This window comes from Pseudomonas oryziphila, from assembly GCF_003940825.1.
Classification (GTDB): Bacteria; Pseudomonadota; Gammaproteobacteria; order Pseudomonadales; family Pseudomonadaceae; genus Aquipseudomonas; species Aquipseudomonas sichuanensis.
The window spans coordinates 5,655,077-5,676,748 of record NZ_CP034338.1; the positions used below are offsets into that span (position 1 = coordinate 5,655,077).

The window sequence follows — 21,672 nt, forward strand, 5'->3', positions numbered from 1 at the left end:
GCACTCAATCAAGCGAACGGGATGATGCCCTTCACCTGCTCGTAGGTGAGCGGTCCCCGGTGTATACGCTCACCTTGCCTGGCCAGCTCGAGGGCTTCGACACGACCGTAGAAGCGCTGTTGCCAGGTTTTCAGGTGCGCCCGGGTGAACTCATGGGCAGGAGCGGCCTGATCGCTGAAGTGAAAGTGCGCAGCCCAGAGCGGTACGCCCTGGACGTCCCCGGGGTATCTCAAGTGCTTGATGCTGTACTCGTCCATGGCTGTACCGTTGGCAATCCGCTGTCGGGGCCCCTCGTACGTCACCTTGATCAGCCCTTGCCGGTGCAGGAACGCGAGCGCCCGCGCACCTGGGTAGCGTGTTTGCAGATAGTGTTCGGTGAGCAAGGCCGTGCGTCGTGCCGTCCAATACTCGATGCGCTCACTCAAACGCGTCATCACGGCCTTGGCGCCATCCTCGCCTACCCTGGCCAGTGCGGCGCTGGCACCGCGCAGGGCTTTGTCATGCTCGTCCAGCAACCTCTTCAGCTCGCTGTCTCGCACATCGCTTGCAACGTAATGCCTGGCCTTGACCTCGACCTGCTGGTCCTCGGCCAGCAACGCCTCGGCCTGTATCCTGGCATCGCTGGCAACAGCCCCCTCCCCCGAAGGCTCTGGCACCTCGGCGACAACCTCCTCCCAGGCATCACCTCTCTTTTCGAAAGTGTGCAGACGCACGCCGGTAATCGGCTCGTCCACCTTCAGCCGGATGACATCGCCGTCCTTTTGCTCGCTTGCGATCACCAGCTCGCCATCCACGGTGCGCACGGCATGCTGGGGTGCAGCACTTCTGCCGTAGGCCTGCCGCCGAGTGGACAACTGGCCGCTATCCTGCTCGGCAATGGCTTCACTCAGCTGTTCGCTGGCCATGTCCTTCAGGGCTTGCAACTGCCGCATATAGCCATCCAGCATGCCGCGCTCAAGCCCTGCGCGCCCCTCTCTGCCAATATCGAGGCCATTGACGATTGCAGTGGAGTACTCATCCCAGGCGGTTTGCAGGATTTCGATCCGCTGCGCTGCCGGCAGGTTGCTCAAAGGCAGCAAGCCGTGACTGCTCGCAGCGCTGCGCAAGCCATCACTACCCAGCTGTTTTCGGTAGCGCGCCTGCCGCTCGAGCTGCTTGGTCTTGTCCATCGGTAACGCAAGGTCGATGTAGTTCGAAGCCTGGTGAAAACGCACGCGCTCTGTGGTGAGTTTGCGTAGCGTGGCGACTTTGGCGGCCGTATAGGGTTCTTGCGCGGCGTACAGGAGCGTCTGCGGATCGAGACGGGACAAGCTGAAATCCAGATCGAGGCTGGCCTGGATCATACGCTCCTGAAGGCTTACCGCATTTTTCAGGTGACCGAGCAGTGCACGGTACTCCACGAGCACCTCGTGTATCCGACGCCCATCCAAAGCCGACATCAAGCTCTTGATCTGCTCATACGCCACGGCTTCGCGCAGCTCTTCGAACAGGTTCCAACTGTTGGCCGCCAATGCCTTCAGCCCGTCCTGGCGGCTATCTTCCAGAAACTGTGAATTGACCGGCCGCTCAATACCAGGGTGGCGCTGTAGCTCGCTGATTTGCTCGAGCGTCTTAAGACTGTTTCGCTCATATTCGCTGGACGCCTCGCGCTGAATGGCCATCTGCTTGCGCAGGTCAAGCAACTCGCTGGTCTTATGGGCAATTTGCGCCTGGTGAAAATCGCTCAACTTGCCGATCTGCTCCTGGCTGAACTTGCCCTCGGCATTTACCTGCACCGACAGCAGTCCGGCCTTGTGCGTATTCAACTGCTCTTCCAGGGTGCGGGCTCTTTGTCCCTGTGCCGCCGTCTCTGCCTTCAAAACGTTGTTGGCCTTGGTGTTCTGACTTTCCAGCTCCACCAACCTTTCAAATTCCTTCTGTTTCGCAGCGAGCGTCCGCGACTTCTTAGGCATGCCACCGAAGAGCCCCTTGCGAACCGTCCACGACAGCCCACGCCACAGGTATGGGCCTTCGCGCCCGCCCGGGCCGACGATACGTACCTCATCCCTGTCCAGGCGCACCTGATAGCGCTCGCCGTACAACTCGACATAACGCTGCCCATCCACCCGGTAAAAACCGTGGCTGTCCTCCATCACCCCATGCAGGTCCACCTTAGCGACGAACGGCTGCAATGCCTGACTGCTCGCCACCGGGCCAGAGCCCCAGCCGCTGACGATTTCGACAACACTGCTTTCGGATTCCTGAAGCGCGCCACCGAGGTACACCCGGCCTTTTTCCACCGGTTCCGGCCCCGCCGCTGCCACGCCAATCGCATCGCCGCCGAGCATCTCGATAGGCTCCAAGGCCTCTGGCTCATCCTTCGCGCCTTCGATCTTCGGTACAACGCCATGCAATAACATCATGGAAAGGTTGCTCACCAGGTCCAGGATCGCCAGGGATTTCTCGGCACCGTTGCCGCGCTTCAATGCCGCTACATCTTCCTCGACCGATTCCAGCGCCAGTGCCAACCACGTCACGATCGCCACCGGCCCTTTCAGCACTGGCGCCACCACATTGAACAGCAACCAGGCACCTTCCTTCAGGCGCTCCCAGCGGCTCTCGCGCGTCGACACCGAGTCGCGTTTGGCCAGTGTCACGAGCACCTGCTTGCCGGCGACGAACAGATGGGTATCGACGTCTGCCAACCAAGGCGTGAACTTGATCCTTGCCGGCTCGGAGGTACCTTCTACTACCGCCGAGCCCCCTGGTACCGCAACCTCCAGAACGCCTTCCAGTGCCTCGCCGAGCAGATGGGGGTGTTTGAAACCTCCGTTCTGGTACACCGCCCTGGCGTCTGTCTCCATCCAGGTCAACACAGTGCTCTGCAGCGCATCTTCGTCGGCAATTGCTGCCATCAACGCCGTGGCGTCGCTGAACTGGCGCAGCGAGTCTTGCCCATAAAGGGGCCGATAGAGCAGCCACGCCGCAGGATGCGCCAGGCGTATGACAAACATCCCACTCACCGTGTCGCGGGCCCTGAAGGCCGGGACAGAGAACGCCAGCGCAGCGATATCGACGTTGGCCTTGAGATCGCGGTTGGTCCGACAGAACTCCGCCAATGCCTGCCATGCTTCTTTGCTCAGCCCGCCTTCGATCCTCAAGCTCAGGGCATCGAACAGCAGCCGGTTGCGCCACTCGCGAGCAAACAAGCTGATCCGCTCGTCGCGCTTTTGCGCATCATCCAAAGTGGCCTGGACATAGGTCGGGTAGCCAGCGCCGATATCCACCTTTTCCACGAGGTCCTTGAGATAACCGGGCGTCAACCAGCTCATGATCTCCTGGCCGGTGCGATGCTTGATTGCAGTGATGGTCGAATGTCCGAGCGCGCTCAGGTTGCCGATGGCAAGCTCGGTCAAGGTCATGGTGCGGGTAACGATGACCCCATCGCCAGGTCCGACACCCACGCCACCTGGCACACCGTGAATTTCTCGCACAGTCAGCAGTAAGTCGTCGGAAAAGTAATTGGCCTCCACCGGATAATCAGCCAGCAGTTGTTCGCGCAGGCGTTGACGGGCATAGGCCTGCAGGTCGAGCAGACCGTCCCGGGACGAGGCTGAGCCGGACAGCGCCTGATCGACAGCCAAATCCAGCACGGCCGCCTGGTAGTCGAAACGATCCTCGGAGGTAGCGCCAGACAGCCAGTCAGGCACTGCCAGCTCAACACCCGGATCGCAAAAGTACGACTCGTTGAAGAATACTTCGGACGGATCGGACAACTGCCAGTACACCGCCTCCATCTGCTCAACGCTGGCAAGCCTGGACCAGCGTACGTGGTCCAGGCGAGTCAGCAACCAGCCAAGCAGCAACGCCGACTGTTGCATGAACGCATCGCCTTGCAGGGCGTAGGTGTTCCAAGTGAGGCTGTCGAAGCGATGTTCGCGGGCCATGAAGTCCCGCAGGGCTTCGCCAAAGGCCTGCGCGTCGGCATAGGCGCGCACCTTGCCCGAGGGTGGGCTCCACAGCAGCAGCCTGTCCTCATCGCGCTCAAGGGCCACCAGCAAATCCGGGAGCAGGACGCTGCGATCAGCCTGCGCACTGCGCATGACTACTTCGATGGCCTGGGCCTGAATGCTGACAAATCGACCCGACAGCATTTCGTAGACGCAGGTCCTGGCTGCATCCGTCAGCCGTTGCTGACCGACATTGCCCAGCAGGGCCATACGCAACGCCTGCTGCATCCAGCAATGCCGACTGACAGCGTAGCCATCGGGGGCCGCGTAAGGCGCGCCATTCCAGTAATCGATCTGCGCCTGACAGAAGTACTCAGGCAACGCCGTCACCAAATCGTTGAGCGGGCCCGACATCCCCATCAACGAGCGAGTATCGAATTCACTCTGCGAGCCAGCAAAGCGATAGGGACTGCTCAACCCCAGGTTATGGGTACGCTTGCCAAGCGGCTCCAGGTCCAGCTTCGTGCCGCTCAGCAACGAGTGCAGCACCACGTCGACCAGTGGCGCCGTCGTCCAGTACGCGGTTTCAGGATCCGGGCTGTCGAGCATGAACGGCGCCGCGTCGGTCAGCGCCGGCTGAACGCTGGCGAGCCAAGGCAGTTGCTCTACCAGTAGCGTGAGGATTCGCTGACTGGCAACCTGGCGCAACGTGGGGCGAGCGGCGAACTGCCTGGCGCAGGCATGCTTGAGATTGAAGTTGGCGATAGGTGGAGTGGGCATCGAACGGCTCCTTCTCGAGAAAGGCTCAAGAATGCAGTCGCGCGCTCCCGCTGCAGGTATTACATATGGCAAGCCTGATGAAGGTTTACGCCCGGCGGCTGAAAGCAACAAGGCCCTGTTCTCACGAACAGGGCCTTGTTGCTTTCAGCCGCCGGGCGTCAACTGTACACGCGCCCTAACACGCGCCAGCCCTTCACTCGAAGGGAATCACGCCCTCGACATCCGCCCAGCGCAGGTTACCGCGATAGATTGCCAGCAGTTCACCGGTGCTGGTAGCCGCGCGCAGCTGCGCCTCTCGCCCCAGCGTGCGCTGCTCCCACAGTTTGAGGTGCCCCTTGCTGAACGCCCGCGCAGGCGTGTCGGCGGCCGGGTAGTGGAAGTGCGCGTCCCATAGCCCCACACCCTTGGCCTTGCCGGGCGCAGGCACGCGCCTGATCTCGAACACGTCGAGAAAATCACGCCCCCCCAGTGGCCTGCGGCTCACGGTCCGCGTGATACGAACCAGCCCCTTTTCAACCAGGAACCTGAGGCCGCTGGCCGAAGGATGTCTGGTCGAGATGTAAGTGGAAATCAGGTGGACCCGCTGCACCGATTCCAGGTGCGCGATGTCATCGGCCAGACGACTGCCGAACTCGCTTTCGATGCCAGCCCGCGTCAGCAGCTGCTCCGCCTCCTTTAGCTGGCTGACATGATTGGCGATGATGGTACGGACACCAAACGGGTCTAGTGCCTCGGCATACTGGCGCACCAGGCTGATCACACCGCTGACCTGCCTCAACGCGGCCCTGGCCTTACCCCTGGCGTGACCAACATCGACCGTTGCCTCGCCGCCTTGCTCCTCCTCCACGGCAGGAAGTTGCTCGACGAACGTATCGCCGTCCTGGCGGAATGTGCGCAGCACCTGCCGACCAGTGACATCATGCTGCTGGACAACCCGCTCGCCAGAAACCTCGACTTCCGCGCCCACCACACTGCGCCCGTCATAGGTACGCGCCATGCGCAAGGTGCCAGGGCGCTGGGCATATAGACGCGTCCTGGGCTGCGCCGGTATCGATAGCTCAAGCTCGCGCACCACCTGCGCAAGCAGTTGTTCGGCCTGGCTGGTCAGCCTGTGCAGCACGTCCTTGTATTGCCCGACCTTGGCCCCTACCAACAGCTCGGGACAGGTTTCGGCCAGATAATCCAAGCGTACTCGGGTGCTCCGGTAGGTCTGCAAGGTGCTACCCAGCACCTGCTGTTGAGTGGTCAATGACAGGCCGTCGGCAGTGATCACCCTTTCATGGGCGGCGCCTGCGCTCTTGAGCTCGTCCCCGGCCAGATAATCCAGCGCCTGGATCAATTCCCGCTCTTCCACCGGGGCCACACGATCCAGGCTCAGCTCACCAAGATCCAGCAAGCTCCGCAGGCGCAAGCCGACTCCGCTGAGCTTGCGGCTTTCTTGCAGGAACTTCAGGACTTCACGCTTCTCCACCCTCGCATCAAGCGCCGCGTCCCATAGCACGATACCGTCTTTCGGCAAGCTCTCTGCCAGCACATCCAGCACCTCGGAGACTTCGATCAGATCCAGCTGCCAGCTCAGCACTTTTTCCAACTGCGCCCTGGCAAACCGATAACGCTCCAGCTGTTCGGCACCCTCCGGCTTGGCGGCCATACCATTGAGCACACCAGGCAGATCTACCTCATTAACCCGTTCCACGGTCTCGTTGTAGAGCGCCACGCCGTAACCGATCAAATCATGACGTATGACGCCACGCTGATGGGGAAGCACAGCGATCAAAGCCTGAGATGCAAAGCGCTGCTCACTCATTGAAGTCAGCACGTCATCCAACCTTACGGTGTAGTCCAGCAACTTCTTGAGGTCATCCATGACAAGCGCCTTCGCACTGGCAACTTCTCCCTTGACCCTGGCGATCCGCTGATCGAACTTATCTGCCAGGCCAGGATCGGTGATCAACTTGGCCTGCTGACGCAGTCGATCGAGTTCTGCTTCCTTGGCCTTGGACTTGTCCTTGCTCGCTGCGAAAAAATCACCCAGGAGGTTGCGCTCTGCAAGCAACGCGTTCTGGCGCTGGTTCAACTGCTCGAAGTCGCTCTTGTTCTTCTGTTGCGTCAGCTCCAGACGCCCCTTAGGCCCGCCCCCCGCCAGTCGCAACCTGGTATCGATGCGCCAGTCTCCCTGCTCCCGTACAAGCCAGGGCCCATGCGCATCCTGCGGTCCCACGATGCGTGCAGCGCTTCCCAGCAATTCGACCTGGTAGGTATCACCGGCAAGCAAGAGGTACTGCCGGCCCTGCACCTGATAGGTCCCCGAGGCCTCCTGCGACACACCCGTCAGATCCACGACCGAAGCCAGACCGCGAAGCGACCTGCGCTCCTGGGAGGTCAGCACATTGACCCCCTGTGCGCCTCGCCAGGAGAAATCCAGCACCTGACTCGAACGGCTGGCCAGCTGTGACGCCTCGCCTTGTACGGGCATTACCGCCAGCCGGCTGTCAGTGCTGGCCAAGGCAAGCCGTGGCAGTGGTTTAACCACGCGCGGCGCCCCGACAAGATCGGTCGTCGGCAAGCGTACATGCGCAAGCGCCATGCCCAGATTCAGCAGCACATCCACCACCGCCGCGCTGCGCTCGAACTCGCTGCCCTCGGAGAATGCCTGCGTATCGTGCACAACCCCCAGCACCGACTGCGCCAGCCAGGCGACCGTGGCAATCGGCCCGCGCAGCAACAGCGTGGCCACATCGAACAGCAACCAGGCGCCCCGCTGTAACAAGGCCCAGCGGCTCTGGCGAGTAGAGACCGATTGCCGGCCAGCCAACTCGACCAGCAAGCGACGGTTGGCGTCGTACATCAGCCGATCGACTTCCACGACCCAGGGCAGCCGGGCCAAGGTCGGCGGATCTGCCCGGGCCGGTGACAGCGAGGTATCAATGATCGGTGTCCCCAGGTGTGGCTCGAAGAACCCACCATGGTCGTACACCGGACGAGCCTGGGGATCGAGCCATTGCAGGACACTTTCGCCAAGCGCCTTATCGTCGCGAATCGCCGCCATCAGCGCCTCGAACCCCGAGAACTCGGTCAAGGCCTGCTGGCCGTAAAGCGGCCGATAAAGCACCAACGAAAACGGCTCGACCGAGTGCAGCACGAACATGCCCATGACCAGATCCGGGGCCGGATGATCCTCCGCGCGCTGAAACGCCAGCGGCATGAGCGTGGTTCTGGGGCGCTGGGCATCTACCCGTCCAGCACAATAGTCGACGATAGCTTGCAGGCCTGCCTCACCCAGCGTGCCGCCCAGCTTGGCGCCCAGGGCAGTGAACAGCAGGGAGCAGCGCCATTCGCGGGCAAAGCGGGTGACCCGCTCCGGCTGCAGGGCAGGGTCGAGCTGCTCGGACACATAGCTGGGGTAGCGAGCGCCGATGTCCACCCGCTCGACCAGTGATCGTAGATAGTCGGCAGTCAACCAGGGGGCGATCAGTTGCTTTTTACGATGCTCGATCTTCGTGATCAGCGCATCGCCCAGCGCGCTCAGGTTGCCGATGGCGAACTCGGTCAGCGTGATGCTGCGGGTTTCGATGACGCCATCCCCAGGGCCCACACCTGCTCCCCCCGGCACGCCCCGCGCAGTGGTCAGGGTCAGCAGCAGGTCGTTGGCGTGGTAGTTCGCTTCATCGGGTTGATCCAGCAACATCTGCTGCCTGAGCTGCGCATCGGTGTAGCTGTGCAGGTCTTCGACACCATCGAGGGCAGAGCTGCCTAGCGATTCGGCCTGCGCCAGAGCCAGCTCGAACAGCCCGCACTGGAACGCAAACTTGTCTTGCGCCTGCGCGCGATAGAGCCCCACAGGCGTCGAGACGCCGGCCTCGTCCGCAGCGTGATAACCGGCGATGAACCACTGCGCGGGGTCACTGGTGCCCGAATAGAATTGCTCCATCGACGCCACATCATCGAACGTCGAAACCTGCCAGCGATCCACCTGGCCTAGCATGCGCTCAAGCAACAGGGCGCATTGCACGGCAAACACATCGCCAGTGCATTCATGGCGGCGCCAAGTCAACGAGGTGAACCGCTGGGTCTCGGCCAACTCATCGCGCAATGCCATGGCGAAGGCATCGTAGCCGGAAAACCCTTTGACCACCCCGCTGGGAGCGCACCACAGCACCTGCTCGCCTTCGTCCCACTCGCCGCGCACGAGCAGTTGCGTCTGCAACTGGTTGAGGCTGTCACCGCCATCGTTCAGTTGCACCTCGACGCTGAACACCGAAGGTAGCTGAGCCCCTCCCTTGAGCAGCCCCAACACGCATTCACGTTGCTGGGCATTGAGGTCTTGCAGAGGCAGGCTTTGCAGCAGGGTCGACTTGATGACCTGCGCAAGCCAGCGATCCCGGCTAACGCCATGGAAGCCGATGGCCGCCCAGTAGTCGACCTGAGCCTGGCGAAACCGGTCTGGCAGTGTCGACACCAGTTGGTTCAGCTCAGCCAGCACACCGTCCACAGCTACCGCGGTAAATGCCAACGGCTCGCCGGCGGTATTACGAATGAAATACGGCGGTGCAACCCGGACAGAAAAACTTCCACCTGCCAAGCCCAACGCCTCCAGCTTGCAGCCTTGACGCAGGGCATCGAGCAAAGCATCAACCAGTGGCCGCGAGGACCAGGAATCATAAGGGCGGTACTGGCCAGTGACAGCCCCGTCGTAGGGTATGTCCAGGATGACAGGGCCTGCATCCGGTAACTGGGCATCGGCAATGCCACGTAGTCGCGCAGCAAGCACTTGCAAGGCCTGCTGCGAGGCCAACTGGCGCAAGGTCGGGCGATCAGCGAACGCCAGCGACACCGCGCGCTGGTAGTCCGGTGTGGTTCTGGTTTCGATTGGCATGCGAGGTCACCCTTGGTGATGAATGGATCACCGAGGGTGCGATTTCGCGAAAGGCGGGAGGCACTAATTAATGCTGCGCAGGTTAATCATCCGGCTGAACGATCACCTGCAAGAAACAAAAGAGGCCCGGTTCTTTCGAACCGGGCCTCTGCCTCACAGCAACAGCAATCAGCTGTACACACGCCCCAACAACTGGCGGTGGCTTTCGAACTGATCCAGCACGTCACGCACGATCTGCTCGCGGGTGAAGCCCATCAGGTCGTATTCCTGGCTGCCGTCGTGCAGGTACACCTCGGCGCGGTAGAAGCGCTGCTGCACCTCTGGCTCGCCTTCGACCGGCGCCTCGCTCGGCGCGGCCAGGTAACCGTCCAGGCTGGCTTCGTAGACGAAGGGGTTGCCCTCTTCCATCATCACCCGCAGGCCCATCATGTTGCGCGACTGGCCAACGCGGGTCTCGACCTCGAAGCCCAGGGTGCGCAGCTGTTCGGCGGCTTCCTTGAGCGCCGGGCTGACCTGCTTGTCCATGAAGCGCTGCACCACGGCCTGGGTCGGCTGCAGGTCCAGCTGGCTCAGGCGCTCGCTGAAGCCGCGACGGCCACGGGCGGCCAGTTCGGCGCGCTCGCTCTCGACGGCAACGTCCTGCTTCATCGCCTTCATCAGGCCGAACATGAACAGCACCAGCACCACCGAGAACGGCAGGCCAGCCAGCACCACCATGGTCTGCATGGCTTCGAAGTTACCGGCGAACAGCAGGCCGATGGTCACCAGGGTGATCACCACCGACCAGAACACCACCATCCAGTGCGGGGCGTCTTCGTCCACCTTGCCGCCTTTGCACGACAGGTTGGCCATCATCACGGCGCCCGAGTCGGCCGGGGTGAGGAACAGCACGAAGCCGACGAACACCGCTACACCGATGACGATTTTCGACGCTGGGAAGTATTCGAGTAACTGGTAGATCGACATCGACGGCTGTTCGAGCGCAGTCTTGCCAAGCTCCACGGCGCCCTGGTTGATCACCAGGTCCAGCGCGGTGTTACCGAAGATCGACAGCCAGGCCAGGGTGAAGCCCAGCGGGATCAGCAGCACGCCGCTGACCAGCTGACGCACGGTACGGCCCTTGGAAATACGGGCGATGAACATGCCGACGAACGGGCCCCAGGAGATCCACCAGGCCCAGTAGAACACGGTCCACAGGCCCAGCCAGCGCTCGGACTTGTCACCCGCGCCTTCGTACACATAGAGGTCGAAGGTCTTCAGCACGATGCCGTTGAGGTAATCGCCGATGTTCTGCACGAAGGCGTTGAACAGGTGCAGGGTGTTGCCGGCCAGCAGCACGAAGATCAGCAGGCCGCTGAACAGCAGGATGTTCAGGTTGGACAAACGACGAATGCCGTTCTCCACGCCCGACACCGCAGCGATGGTGGCCACGCCAGCCATGGTCAGGATCACCGCCAGCAGGTTGGTCTTGCTGTGGTCCATGCCGAACAGGTACTCGAGGCCCGAGGCCACCTGCATCGAACCGATCCCCAGGTTGGTCACCAGGCCCAGCAGGGTGACGAACATGCCGAAGATGTCCACGGCATGGCCGGCACCGCCCTTGACCCAACGCTCACCGACCAGCGGGTACAGCGCCGAGCGCAGTGCCAGCGGCTGGTTGTGGCGGTAGGCGAAGTAGCCCACGGCCAGGCCCACCAGGGCGTAGATCGCCCAGCCGTGCAGGCCCCAGTGCAGGAAGGTCAGTTGCAGGCCCTGGCGCGCGGCCTCGAGGCTGGCAGGCGTGCCTTCCGGTGGGTTGAAGTAGTGGTCCAGCGGCTCGGATGCGCCGAAGTACAGCAGCGAGATACCAATGCCGGAGGAGAACAGCATGCCGGCCCAGGCGCCGTAGCTGAAATCGGGGGTGTCGTCCTTGCCGCCCAGCTTGAGCTTGCCGTAGTCGGAGAAGGCCAGGTAAACGACGAACAGCAGGTAACCGCAGATTACCAGCATGTAGTACCAGCCGAAGGTGCGGGTCAGCCATTTCTGGGCGACACCGAGCACCTGGCCGGCGGTTTCGGGTACAGCGATCAGCAAGGCCGTCAGAACGAGGATCAGCAGCGCCGAGGTGTAGAACACCACGCGGTTGACCCGTACCCGCTCGGCAGGGGGGTTGGTTAGGGAAGCAGAACTCATTGCACGAATGCTCCGGGCAGTGCGGCAGTGGAGGCTAAACAGTTATGTCCGACGCAATTGGTGCAATAGCCCTACAGCGTCAGGTGTTATAAAAGGCACCCTGGAAACCGTGATCCCGATTAGAAACGCTGCAAGAAAACAGACGGGTGACCTGTCGCCGATCCGCATCTCCGTTGAGGAGTGTGCGCATTCGCCACAGCCACCAGGCCCGCTCCAAGGGCCGACCGCGCAGCCTGTGACCGCTCGGCAGAATCTGTCTTTGCATCGCTCATGCCCGTCAACGCCTTGTATTCCGGGGGGTTACGCGATTTCCTGGGGTGTCAATCCGTGTCCCGTTGACCGCTTGAAAACTGTCAATGGCACAAATTGTCGCAGAGCTTATTCTTTATTGATTGAACGTTCAATCAAAACAAAATAGACTGGCCTTCGCCGAGTCAGCCGCCCGTCGTCTGCTCGCAGGCCTGAGGAGATAGCAAGATGCCCAAGGTCGGTATGCAACCCATCCGCCGCCAGCAGTTGATCGAAGCCACCCTGCAGGCGGTCGATCAGGTCGGACTGGGGGACGCCAGCATTGCGCTGATTGCCCGTTTGGCCGGTGTGTCGAACGGCATCATCAGTCACTACTTTCAGGACAAGAACGGCCTGATCGCAGCGACGATGGGCTACATCATGAGCATGCTCAACGAGGGCGTGGCCGCACGTCGCCAGGCCCTGACGGACGACAGCCCGCGCGCTCACCTGAAGGTGATCATCGAAGGCAACTTCGATGCGAGCCAGGTGAACGGCCCGGCAATGAAAACCTGGCTGGCCTTCTGGGCCTCCAGCATGCACCAGCCGTCTTTGCACAGGTTGCAGCGGATCAACGATCACCGCCTGTATTCCAACCTGTGCTGCCAGTTCCGCCGCGCCCTGCCGCTCTACCATGCGCGCAAGGCTGCCCGCGGGCTGGCGGCCCTGATCGACGGCCTATGGTTGCGTGGCGCCTTGTCGGGTGACGCATTCGACACCGACCAGGCAATACGGATTGCTTACGAATACATGGATCTACAACTGGCTAAACAGCACACCCTGGGCACCAACGACCAGGCCGCTGAAACACCGCGCACAGCCACTGGCCAACCGGCAGGAGCGTGACGCGGCAGCCAACCACACACTGCACTTGCGAGGACACTATGGCCCGTTTCGGAACGCAAAAACTCTACATTGATGGCGCTTACGTCGACGCTGGCAGCGATGCCACCTTCGAAGCCATCAACCCGGCCACCGGCGAAGTCCTCGCCCACGTGCAGCGCGCCACCCAGGCGGACGTCGAGAAGGCCGTCGAAAGCGCCGAACGCGGTCAGAAGGTCTGGGCTGCCATGACTGCCATGCAGCGTTCGCGCATCCTGCGCCGCGCCGTCGACATCCTGCGCGAGCGCAACGACGAGCTGGCCCAGCTGGAAACCCTGGATACCGGCAAGTCGTACTCCGAAACCCGCTACGTCGACATCGTCACCGGCGCCGACGTGCTGGAGTACTACGCAGGCCTGGTACCGGCCATCGAAGGCGAGCAGATCCCGCTGCGCGAGTCGTCCTTCGTCTACACCCGCCGCGAGCCGCTGGGCGTGACCGCCGGTATCGGCGCGTGGAACTACCCGATCCAGATCGCCCTGTGGAAATCCGCCCCGGCCCTGGCCGCCGGCAACGCGATGATCTTCAAGCCATCGGAAGTCACCTCGCTGACCACCCTGAAACTGGCCGAGATCTACACCGAAGCCGGCCTGCCGAACGGCGTGTTCAACGTCCTGACCGGCAGCGGCCGTGAAGTCGGCACCTGGCTGACCGAACACCCGCGCATCGAGAAAGTCTCGTTCACCGGCGGCACCACCACCGGCAAGAAAGTCATGGCCAGCGCTTCGAGCTCGACGCTCAAGGAAGTCACCATGGAACTGGGCGGCAAGTCGCCGCTGATCATCTGCGCCGACGCCGACCTGGACAAGGCCGCCGACATCGCCATGATGGCCAACTTCTACAGCTCCGGTCAGGTCTGCACCAACGGCACCCGCGTGTTCATCCCTGCCCCGATGAAAGCGGCCTTCGAAGCCAAGATCGCCGAACGCGTTGCCCGCATCCGCGTCGGCAACCCGGAAGACGAGAACACCAACTTCGGCCCACTGGTCAGCTTCGCCCACATGGAAAGCGTGCTGGGCTACATCGCCAAGGGCAAAGAAGAAGGTGCCCGCGTGCTGTGCGGCGGCGAGCGTCTGACCGAGGGTGACTTCGCCAAGGGCGCCTTCGTTGCCCCGACCGTGTTCACCGACTGCACCGACGACATGACCATCGTCAAGGAAGAGATCTTCGGCCCAGTGATGAGCATCCTCAGCTACGAGACCGAGGAAGAAGTCATCCGCCGTGCCAACGACACCGAATACGGCCTGGCCGCCGGTGTCTGCACCAACGACATCAGCCGCGCCCACCGCATCATCCACCAGCTGGAAGCCGGCATCTGCTGGATCAACGCCTGGGGCGAGTCGCCGGCAGAAATGCCGGTTGGCGGCTACAAGCAGTCGGGCGTCGGCCGTGAGAACGGTGTCAGCTCGCTGGCTCAATACACTCGCATCAAGTCGGTCCAGGTCGAGCTGGGCGGCTACAACTCGGTCTTCTAAGACCGAGAGCTGCAAGCTTCAAGCCTCAAGCTGCAAGAAAGAGCCGGTCGGCGTCATGCCACCGGCCCTTGCAGGCCTAATCCATTCGCAAGCTTCGCACGACTGCTTTCCTTGCAGCTTGTAGCTAGAAGCTTGCCGCTGCATTTCGGAGAAATGCCATGGAATATGACTACATCATCGTCGGTGCCGGCTCGGCCGGTAACACCCTGGCCACCCGCCTGACCGAAGACGCCAGCGTCACCGTCCTGCTGCTGGAAGCCGGCGGCCCCGACTACCGCTTCGACTTCCGCACCCAGATGCCGGCCGCCCTGGCCTTCCCGCTGCAGGGCCGCCGCTACAACTGGGCCTACGAGACCGACCCGGAGCCGTTCATGGACGGCCGCCGCATGGAATGTGGCCGCGGCAAGGGCCTGGGTGGCTCTTCGCTGATCAACGGCATGTGCTACATCCGCGGCAACGCCATGGACTTCGACGGCTGGGCTGAACTGCCGGGCCTGGAAGACTGGACCTACCTGGACTGCCTGCCGTACTTCCGCAAAGCGGAAACCCGCGACATCGGCCCCAACGACTACCACGGCGGCGAAGGCCCGGTCAGCGTTGCCACGCCCAAGGCCGGCAACAACCCACTGTTCCACGCCATGGTCGAAGCAGGCGTGCAAGCCGGCTACCCGCGCACCGAAGACCTGAACGGCTACCAGCAGGAAGGCTTCGGCCCGATGGACCGTTCGGTGACCAAGAACGGCCGCCGCTCCAGCACCGCCCGTGGCTACCTGGACCAGGCCAAGAAGCGCCCGAACCTGACCATCGTCACCCACGCCCTGAGCGACCGCGTGCTGTTCGACGGCAAGCGCGCCGTTGGCGTGACCTACCTGGTCGGCGACAGCGAAGAGCGTGTCGAAGCCCGTGCGCGCAAGGAAGTCATCGTCAGCTCCGGCGCCATCGCCTCGCCGCAGCTGCTGCAGCGTTCCGGCGTCGGCCCGCGCGCCCTGCTGGAAAGCCTCGACATCCCGGTCGTTCACGACCTGCCGGGCGTCGGCGAGAACCTGCAGGACCACCTGGAGCTGTACCTGCAGTACGCCTGCACCCAGCCGGTGTCGCTGTACCCATCGCTGCTGTGGTGGAACCAGCCGGCCATTGGCGCCGAGTGGATGTTCAACGGCACCGGCATCGGCGCCAGCAACCAGTTCGAGGCCGGTGGTTTCATCCGTACTCGCCCTGAGTTCAAGTGGCCGAACATCCAGTACCACTTCCTGCCGGTAGCGATTAACTACAACGGCTCCAACGGCGTGAAAGAGCACGGCTTCCAGGCGCACATGGGCTCCATGCGCTCGCCTGCCCGTGGTCGCATCCAGGCCAAGTCGAAGAACCCGCGCCAGCACCCGAGCATCCTGTTCAACTACATGTCCACCGAGCAGGACTGGCAGGAGTTCCGCGACGGCATCCGCCTGACCCGCGAAATCATGGCCCAGCCAGCGCTGGACCCGTACCGCGGTCGTGAGATCAGCCCGGGCGCCCACGTGCAAACCGACGAAGAGCTGGACAAGTTCATCCGCGAGCACGCCGAAACCGCCTTCCACCCGTCCTGCTCGTGCAAGATGGGTACCGACGACATGGCGGTAGTGGATGGCGAAGGCCGCGTGCATGGCATGCAGGGCCTGCGTGTGGTCGACGCGTCGATCATGCCGCTGATCATCACCGGCAACCTCAACGCCACCACGATCATGATCGCCGAGAAAATCTCCGACAAGATCCGTGGCCGCAAGCCACTGCCGCGCAGCACCGCCAAGTACTACGTGGCGGGCGATGCACCGGTGAAGGGCAAGCCGATGCGGGAAGTGAAGCAGGCGTAAGCCTGCACCGGCCTCTTCGCGGGTAAACCCGCTCCCACAGGTCCCACACTGCCCTTGAGGCCAGTGATATGCCTGTGGGAGCGGGTTCACCCGCGAAAGGGCCCGCATAGGCAACACAAGAAAAGGCACCTCTCGAGGTGCCTTTTTTCATATACGGAAACGCTTTACAGCCTGCCAATTCATCAGGTTAGAATCGATTGGCACGCGACCTGCTAGTTCACGGCTGCACGTCCCTCATTCCCCCGCTGTCCCGGAGTACCTGCCTTTGGATGCAAGCACCATCAACAGCCTGTTCTTGATCGGCGCATTGCTGGTGGGTGCAAGTATCCTGGTCAGCTCGCTGTCATCGCGCCTGGGCATCCCGATCCTGGTCATCATCCTCGCCGTCGGCATGGTCGCCGGCGTGGATGGCGGCGGCATCATCTTCAACAACTACCCGACCGCCTACCTGGTGGGCAACCTGGCGCTGGCGGTGATCCTGCTCGACGGCGGCCTGCGCACTCGGGTAGCCAGCTTTCGCGTAGCCTTGTGGCCGGCGCTGTCGCTGGCCACGGTGGGCGTGATGATCACTACCGCGCTGACCGGCATGGTCGCCGCCTGGCTGTTCAACCTGAGCATGATCCAGGGCCTGCTGATCGGCGCCATCGTCGGCTCCACCGACGCTGCGGCAGTGTTCTCGCTGCTCGGCGGCAAAGGCCTCAACGAACGGGTCACGGCCACCCTGGAAATCGAGTCGGGCAGCAACGACCCGATGGCGGTGTTCCTCACCGTTACCCTGATCGACATGATCGCCAGCGGCCAGACCGGCCTGCACTGGAGCCTGCTCACCCACCTGCTGCGCGAATTCGGCATCGGTACGCTGCTGGGCCTGGGCGGCGGCTGGCTGATGCTGCAACTGGTCAACCGCATCAACCTGGCCGGCGGCCTGTACCCGATCCTGGTGATAGCCGGCGGCCTTGCAGTGTTCTCGCTGACCAACGCCCTGCACGGCAGCGGCTTCCTCGCCGTCTACCTGTGCGGCCTGGTGCTGGGCAACAAGCCGGTACGCAGCCGCCACGGCATCCTGCACATGCTCGACGGCATGGCCTGGCTTGCGCAGATCGGCATGTTCCTGGTGCTGGGCCTTTTGGTCACGCCCCACGACCTGCTGCCCATCGCCCTGCCGGCACTGGGCCTGGCGCTGTGGATGATCGTGGTTGCCAGGCCGCTGTCGGTGGTCGCCGCGCTGCTGCCGTTCAAGGCCTTCCACGGCCGTGAAAAGGGCTTCATCAGCTGGGTCGGCCTGCGCGGCGCGGTACCGATCATCCTCGCGGTGTTCCCGCTGATGGCCGGCCTGCCGGACGCGCAGCTGTTCTTCAACCTGGCGTTCTTCATCGTGCTGGTGTCGCTGCTGGTGCAGGGCACCAGCCTGCCGTGGATGGCCAAGCTGCTCAAGGTCACGGTACCGCCAGACCCGGCACCGATTTCGCGCTCGGCGCTGGAAGTGCACATCACCAGCGAGTGGGAGCTGTTCGTCTACCGCCTGGGCGCCGAGAAGTGGTGCATCGGCGCCGCCCTGCGCGAACTGAAGATGCCCGAGGGCACGCGCATCGCCGCGCTGTTTCGCAGCGAACAACTGCTGCACCCCTCGGGCAGTACCGTGCTGGAAGTCGGCGACATGCTCTGCGTGATCGGCCACGAACACAACCTGCCGGCGCTGGGCAAGCTGTTCAGCCAGGCACCGCAACGTGGCCTGGACCTGCGCTTCTTCGGCGACTTCGTGCTCGAAGGCGATGCCGAACTGGGCGCGGTGGCGGCACTTTATGGCCTGAAACTCGACGGCCTGGACGCGAAAATGCCGCTGGCGCAGTTCATCCGACAGAAGGTCGGAGGCGCTCCAGTAGTAGGCGACCAGATCGAATGGCACGGCACGATCTGGACCGTCGCGGTCATGGACGGGAACAAGATCCAGAAAGTCGGCGTCAGATTCCCCGAAGGTACCCGGCCTGGCCCCGGCTTGTTCCTCTAAACTCCGATTTGCCCCGTAGCACAAGAATCCTGCCTATGTCCCTGCGCCATTACTGCCGCGCAGCCCTGCTGGGGCTGTGCCTGACCCTCTCGTTCGCGGCCGCCGCGGCGGAGGTCCCGACCACCTCGGGCATTCAGAACAGCCTCGACAAGATCGCCGAGCGCAAGCTGCCCGAAGCCGAACAGAAAGCCGTGCAGCAAGTGCTGGAGCAGACCCTGGCGCTGCTGGCCAGCAAGGAGGACAGCGAGCAGAAGCTTGAAGCCCTCAAGCAGCAACTGGCCTCTGCCCCCCAGGAAACCCGCGACAGCCAGCGCGAGCTGATCAAGCTCAAGGGCGCCAGCGCCATACCCGTTGCCCAACGCTACGCCAACCTGACGGTGCCGCAGCTCGAACAGATGCTCAGCGAGCGCAGCACCCAGCAGGGCGAGCTGCAGAAAGCCCTGTCCGAAGCCAACAGCCTGATCATCAACTCGCAGACCCGGCCCGAACGGGCCCAGGCCGAGATCAGCAGCAACCAGACCCGCGCCCAGCAGATCAACAACAGCCTCAAGAGCGGCAAGGACGGCGGCAAGGCGCTGACCAGCGACCTGCGCAACCAGCTCAACGCCGAACTGGCCTCGCTCAACGCCCTGACCCTGCTGCGCCGCCAGGAACTGGCCGCCAACAGCCAGCTGCAAGACCTGGGCAACGCCCGGCACGACCTGCTGATCGCCCGCGCCGCACGGCTGGAGCAAGAGATCCAGGACCTGCAGACGCTGATCAACGACAAGCGCCTGGCCCAATCCCAGCAGGCCGTCACCCAGCAGTCGATCGAAGCGCAGAAGGCCGGCGGCAGCACCGTGCTGGCCAACGAGAGCACCGCCAACCTCAAACTCTCGGATTACCTGCTCAAAAGCACCGACCGCCTGAACGAGCTGACCCAGCAGAACCTCAGGACCAAGCAGCAGCTGGACAGCCTGACCCAGGCCGACCAGGCGCTGGACGAGCAGATCAACGTGCTCAAGGGCAGCCTGCTGCTGTCGAAGATCCTCTACAAACAGAAACAGGCCCTGCCGCACCTGAAAGTCGACCGCGACCTGGCCGACCAGATCGCCGATATCCGCCTGTACCAGTTCGAGATCAACCAGCAACGCGAGCAGATGAGCAGCCCGTCCAGCTATGTGGACAAGCTGCTGGCCAACCAGCCGCAGGAAGAGGCCACACCGCAGTTGCGCAAGGCCCTGCTGGAAGTGGCGATCACCCGCGGCGACCTGCTCGAACGCCTGAACCGCGAACTCTCCGCGCTGCTCAACGAATCGATCACTCTGCAACTGAACCAGAAGCAACTGCTCAGCACCGCCCAGAACCTGCGCACCACCCTGGATGAGCAGATGTTCTGGATCCCCAGCAACAAGCCGCTGGACTGGGAATGGCTGCGCTTCGTGCCGGAGCGCCTGGCCGAACAGGTCGCCAGCCTGCCCTGGGGCTCGGGGATAAAGGAGCTGGCCGACGGCCTCAGCCAGCGCCCGCTGCTGTTCCTGCCGCTGCTGCTGGTGATCGGCGCCCTGCTGTGGCGACGCAAGTACCTGTACCAGCGCCTGGGCAAGGTTCACCAGGACATCGGCCACTTCAAGCGTGACAGCCAGTGGCACACGCCCCAGGCGATCCTGATCAACATCCTCCTGGCCATGCCGGTGGCCCTGGCCCTGGCGCTGGGCAGTTACGCCCTGCAGATCGACGCCCGCGGGCAGAACGCCAACCTCGGCGCCGCGCTCTGGCAACTGGCCCAGGCCTGGCTGGTGTTCTACACCGCCTACCGCATCCTCGCCCCGGGCGGCGTGGCCGAGATCCACTTCCGCTGGCACAAGCCGCAGGTCGAGTTCCTGCGTGGCTGGGTGCGCCGCCTGGGTACCGTGGTGCTGGCTCTGGTGGGCGTGGTGGCGGTGGCCGAGCACCAGCCCTCGGCACTGGCCGACGACGTGCTGGGCATCGGCGTGGTGCTGGCCTGCTATGCCCTGATGGCCTGGCTGCTCAGCCGCCTGCTGCTGAGCAGCCCGGCGCACCGCGACACCTCGCTGTTCCGCCGCGCGGTCGGGGTGGCCTTCACCGCACTGCCTATCGCCCTGTTCGTGGCGGTGTGCTTCGGCTACTACTACACCGCGCTCAAACTCACCGACCGCCTGATCTACACCCTTTATCTGCTGCTGTTCTGGCTGGTGATCGAGGCCGCGTTCGTGCGTGGCCTGTCGGTGGCGGCACGGCGTCTGGCCTACCAGCGCGCCCTGAGCAAACGCCAGGCGGTCAAGGAAGGCCTGGACGGCGAAGTACCGGTCGAAGAGCCGACCCTGGACATCGAACAGGTCAACCAGCAGTCCCTGCGCCTGATCCGTCTGGCCCTGCTGGGTGGTTTCATCGCCGGCCTGTACTGGGTGTGGGCAGACCTGATTTCGGTGTTCTCGTACCTCAACAACTTCACCCTCTACGAATACACCAGCGGCACTGGCGCCGCCGCCAGCATGGTGCCAATCAGCCTCGGCGACCTGCTGGGGGCGCTGGTGATCGTCGGCATCACCTTCGCCCTGGCCGGCAACTTGCCGGGCCTGCTCGAAGTGCTGGTGCTGTCGCGGTTGAACCTGGCCCAGGGCAGCGCCTACGCCACCACCACGCTGCTGTCGTACATCATCGTCGGGGTCGGCATCGTCAGTACCCTGTCGACCCTCGGGGTCAGCTGGGACAAGCTGCAATGGCTGGTGGCGGCGCTGTCGGTGGGCCTGGGCTTCGGCATGCAGGAGATCTTCGCCAACTTCATCTCCGGCATCATGATCCTCTTCGAGCGCCCGGTACGGATCGGCGACACCATCACCATCGGCAACCTGTCCGGCACGGTAAGCAAGATCCGCATCCGCGCCACCACCATCACCGACTTCGACCGCAAGGACATCATCGTCCCCAACAAGACCTTCATCACCGGCCAGCTGATCAACTGGTCGCTGACCGACACGGTCACCCGGGTAACGCTGAAACTGGGCATCGACTACGGCTCGGACCTGGACCTGGTGCGCGATATCCTGCTCAAGGGCGCCCACGAGAACCCGCGGGTGCTCAAGGACCCGGAGCCGATCGTGTACTTCCTCAACTTCGGCGAGAGCTCGCTGGACCATGAGCTGCGCATGCACGTGCGCGACCTGGGCGACCGCAACCCGACGCTGGATGAGCTCAACCGCTACATCAATCGCGAGTTCAAGGCGCACGACATCAAGATTTCGGTACGCCAGGTGGAGGTGTTCTTGATGGATACCAAAGGCGGCAAGCAGCAGTTGATTCCGATGGATAAACCCAAGCCGGACGGCACTGAGCCGGCCTGACCGGCCTCAGATCCTTTATCCTGTCGAGAATCGTTGCGAGGGCTACGCCCTCGTTCGCGGGTAAACCC

The 21,672-nt window shown here is 63.1% G+C and carries 8 protein-coding genes; 5 read left to right on the plus strand and 3 right to left on the minus strand.

The genetic code is table 11. The features are described from left to right. Nucleotides 1-8: 8 nt before the first annotated feature. The 3 genes from EJA05_RS26320 to EJA05_RS26330 all read right to left on the minus strand — a co-directional run bounded on the left by EJA05_RS26320 (nucleotide 9) and on the right by EJA05_RS26330 (nucleotide 11,757). The gene (locus tag EJA05_RS26320; RefSeq protein ID WP_125860827.1) at nucleotides 9-4,709 is read right to left on the minus strand and encodes a dermonecrotic toxin domain-containing protein; all 4,701 of its coding nucleotides are present in this window, start codon (nucleotides 4,707-4,709) and stop codon (nucleotides 9-11) included. Nucleotides 4,710-4,902: 193 nt separating this feature from the next. Continuing rightward, complete coding sequence (locus EJA05_RS26325; RefSeq protein ID WP_125860829.1) at nucleotides 4,903-9,585, minus strand: dermonecrotic toxin domain-containing protein; 4,683 nt, start codon at nucleotides 9,583-9,585, stop codon at nucleotides 4,903-4,905. 168 nt (nucleotides 9,586-9,753) lie between these two features. Then, nucleotides 9,754-11,757, minus strand: coding sequence for a BCCT family transporter (locus EJA05_RS26330; protein WP_125465881.1), 2,004 nt, complete (start codon nucleotides 11,755-11,757; stop codon nucleotides 9,754-9,756). Nucleotides 11,758-12,234: 477 nt separating this feature from the next. Between EJA05_RS26330 and betI the strand changes: the two genes are divergently transcribed. The 5 genes from betI to mscK all read left to right on the plus strand — a co-directional run bounded on the left by betI (nucleotide 12,235) and on the right by mscK (nucleotide 21,604). Then, a complete protein-coding gene (gene betI / locus EJA05_RS26335) occupies nucleotides 12,235-12,891 on the plus strand; it encodes a transcriptional regulator BetI (RefSeq protein WP_125465882.1) in 657 nt (218 codons plus the stop codon). A gap of 38 nt (nucleotides 12,892-12,929) precedes the next feature. Next, on the plus strand, nucleotides 12,930-14,402 hold the full coding sequence (gene betB, locus EJA05_RS26340; RefSeq protein WP_125860831.1) for a betaine-aldehyde dehydrogenase: 1,473 nt from the start codon (nucleotides 12,930-12,932) through the stop codon (nucleotides 14,400-14,402). 158 nt (nucleotides 14,403-14,560) lie between these two features. Continuing rightward, nucleotides 14,561-16,252, plus strand: coding sequence for a choline dehydrogenase (betA, locus tag EJA05_RS26345; protein ID WP_125465884.1), 1,692 nt, complete (start codon nucleotides 14,561-14,563; stop codon nucleotides 16,250-16,252). A gap of 265 nt (nucleotides 16,253-16,517) precedes the next feature. After that, nucleotides 16,518-18,260, plus strand: coding sequence for a potassium/proton antiporter (locus EJA05_RS26355; RefSeq protein WP_110995330.1), 1,743 nt, complete (start codon nucleotides 16,518-16,520; stop codon nucleotides 18,258-18,260). A gap of 35 nt (nucleotides 18,261-18,295) precedes the next feature. Then, nucleotides 18,296-21,604 carry a mechanosensitive channel MscK gene (gene mscK, locus EJA05_RS26360; RefSeq protein WP_125860833.1) on the plus strand — a complete coding sequence of 1,103 codons (3,309 nt, stop codon included), beginning with the start codon at nucleotides 18,296-18,298 and terminating at the stop codon, nucleotides 21,602-21,604. The last annotated feature ends 68 nt before the right edge of the window (nucleotides 21,605-21,672 follow it).

Coding starts and splice junctions, on each gene's coding strand:
- EJA05_RS26320 (WP_125860827.1), bottom strand. CDS start 4,709: ATGCCCACTCCACCTATCGCCAACTTCAATCTCAAGCATGCCTGCGCC.
- betB (WP_125860831.1), top strand. CDS start 12,930: ATGGCCCGTTTCGGAACGCAAAAACTCTACATTGATGGCGCTTACGTC.
- betI (WP_125465882.1), top strand. CDS start 12,235: ATGCCCAAGGTCGGTATGCAACCCATCCGCCGCCAGCAGTTGATCGAA.
- mscK (WP_125860833.1), top strand. CDS start 18,296: ATGTCCCTGCGCCATTACTGCCGCGCAGCCCTGCTGGGGCTGTGCCTG.
- EJA05_RS26325 (WP_125860829.1), bottom strand. CDS start 9,585: ATGCCAATCGAAACCAGAACCACACCGGACTACCAGCGCGCGGTGTCG.
- EJA05_RS26330 (WP_125465881.1), bottom strand. CDS start 11,757: ATGAGTTCTGCTTCCCTAACCAACCCCCCTGCCGAGCGGGTACGGGTC.
- betA (WP_125465884.1), top strand. CDS start 14,561: ATGGAATATGACTACATCATCGTCGGTGCCGGCTCGGCCGGTAACACC.